The organism is Mesorhizobium sp. M7A.F.Ca.US.005.03.2.1 (assembly GCF_003997795.1).
Classification (GTDB): domain Bacteria; phylum Pseudomonadota; class Alphaproteobacteria; order Rhizobiales; family Rhizobiaceae; genus Mesorhizobium; species Mesorhizobium ciceri.
Window position 1 is genome coordinate 1 of the sequence record NZ_RZRP01000891.1, and the last position, 2,504, is coordinate 2,504.

Annotated in this window: 2 protein-coding genes; both read left to right on the top strand. The window is 65.2% G+C overall.

Annotated elements, in window-relative coordinates; all coding sequences use genetic code 11:
* Positions 1 to 1,426: peptidoglycan-binding protein (locus EN991_RS32045; RefSeq protein ID WP_206519293.1), on the top strand; the 1,426-nt coding region annotated here is incomplete at its 5' end.
* Positions 1,427 to 1,618: 192 nt separating this feature from the next.
* Positions 1,619 to 2,504 (top strand): sulfite exporter TauE/SafE family protein (locus EN991_RS32050; RefSeq protein WP_164769526.1); only part of this gene is annotated, 886 nt, incomplete at its 3' end.

A 2,504-nucleotide genomic window follows, 5' to 3' on the forward strand; every position in this document is an offset into this window, starting at 1 on the left:
GCTCAAGGCACGGCGCAAGCCGATCCTGATGGGGACAACCGCGATCCTGCTGGCGCTGGGCGCCCTGCAACTGGGCAAGGCCTTCTTCGCCGATCCGGCCCAGGTGGCGAGCAACGATGTCGTGCCGATCGTCGCCTCGCAGCCGATGCAAACCGCCTCGCTCGATGCCGCGAGCCAGCCAAAGACGGACGCGCAGCCCGCGGCAGTGGAAAGCGCGCCGGACCATGCCGTCAGACAGGCCGAGCCATCCGCACCGGCAACCAAGGACGACATGGCCGCGCAAAGCATGATTGCCACGCCGCCAGGCGCCGAGCCGTCGATGGGTGCCGCGCCGATCGCAGAACCGGTTCCCGCCCCCGTCGCCTTGGCTACATCGGCCGATGCAAACCCAGCGGCGTCCGAGACGACGATAGCTTCGGCTGCGCCGGCCTCGACCGTTCCGGTCGCCGCCGAACCTGCCGATACCGATACCGCCACCGGCATCCAGCCTATGGCGACAGAGCCGACCACCGCCAAGGACACCACGGGCGCGGTTCCGCCGGTGGACGCTTCGCCGGCGACGACGGCAAAATTCGACATTCCCGCTGACGCCGGCCCGGCCGCCTTGCGTGATGCCGCTGCCAGCGGCGACGCCAAGGCGCTGTTCGAAATCGGCTCGCGCTATGCCGAGTCGCGCGGCGTCAAGGAAGACATGGCGGCAGCGGCCAAATGGTACGAGAAATCGGCGGAACTCGGCTTCGCGCCGGCCGAATACCGTATCGGAAATTTCTACGAAAAGGGCATCGGCGTCGCGCGCGACATCAAGAAGGCGAAGACCTGGTACCAGCTTTCCGCGGCACAGGGCAACGCCAGCGGCATGCACAATCTGGCCGTGCTGTTTGCCATGGCGGCTGACGGCGTGACCGACAATGAATCGGCCGCGCACTGGTTCCAGGCGGCGGCCGACGTCGGCGTCAAGGACAGCCAGTTCAATCTCGGCATCCTCGCCGCCATGGGCGTCGGCATGAAGCAGAACCTCGAGGAGTCCTACAAATGGTTCGCGCTCGTCGCCAAGACAGGCGACAAGGATGCGGCGGCCAAGCGTGACGAGATCGCCAATGCGCTGCGGCCCGAGCAGCTCGAGCGCGCCCGCGCCGCGACCGAGCTGTGGAAGGCCAAGCCGCTGGATGCGGCAGCCAACTCGGCCGACATTCCCGAGTCCTGGCAGGACGGCGCGCCGCAGACGACCGCCAGCATCGACATGAAGAAGGCCGTCCAGAACATCCAGCGCATTCTCAACAAGAACGGCTACGACGCCGGCGGCGCCGACGGCAAGATGGGCCAGAAAACGAAGACCGCGATCATGGCTTTCCAGACCGACAACAAGATGGCGGCGACCGGCGAAGTCGACGAAAACCTGGTGAAGGCACTGCTGGCGCGCAAATAACGGCAGAGGCGTCGCTTCCACGACGCCCTTGCCACACATTCGCCTGTTAACTGATTGAGATGTTTTTTGTTTCGGCGGCGTAGCGCGGTTTGACTTCGCAGCACCTCCGGCGCAAGAACGAATTGGCTTGTCGGTCCAAGATGCCCGCAACGGTTGCATTCGCCGACAGGCAGAACTGATCGAGACTGACGGGTGGGCATCTATCTCCCGATCGCGGAAATTTCCGTCAATATCTTCGTCCTGCTGGCCATGGGCGCGGCGGTGGGTTTCCTGTCGGGCATGTTCGGCGTCGGCGGCGGCTTCCTCATCACGCCGCTCTTGATCTTCTACAACATCCCTCCGGCGATCGCTGTCGCCACTGGCGCCAACCAGGTCATCGCCTCCTCCGTCTCCGGCGTCCTTTCGCACATGAAGCGCGGTACGCTCGACCTCAAGCTCGGCGGGGTGTTGCTGGCCGGCGGCATTGTCGGTTCCACCGGCGGCATCTACGTCTTCGCCTTCCTGCGCAGGCTCGGCCAGCTCGACCTGTTCATCTCGCTGCTCTACGTCGTGCTGCTCGGCACCGTCGGCGGGCTGATGCTGGTCGAAAGCGTCAATGCGCTGCGCGCGACGCGCAGCGGTGCGGCGCCGGTGCTGAAGAAATCCGGCCAGCACAACTGGATCCACCGCTTGCCGCTGAAGATGCGCTTCAGGGCGTCAAAACTGTTCGTCAGCGTCATCCCCGTCCTTGGGCTTGGCGCCGGCATCGGCTTCCTGTCGTCGATCATGGGCGTCGGCGGCGGCTTCATCATGGTGCCGGCACTGATCTATCTGCTGAAAGTGCCGACCAATGTCGTCATCGGCACCTCGCTGTTCCAGATCATCTTCACCTCCGCCTATACGACGCTGGTCCACGCCACCACCAACCAGACAGTCGATGTCGTGCTGGCCTTCCTGCTGATGGCGGGCGGCGTCGCCGGCGCGCAGTACGGCGCGAAGGCCGGCCAGAGGCTGCGCGGCGAGCAGCTCAGGGCCTTGCTGGCACTGCTGGTGCTGGCGGTGGCGATACGATTGGCGATCGATCTTTTCGTCACCCCGC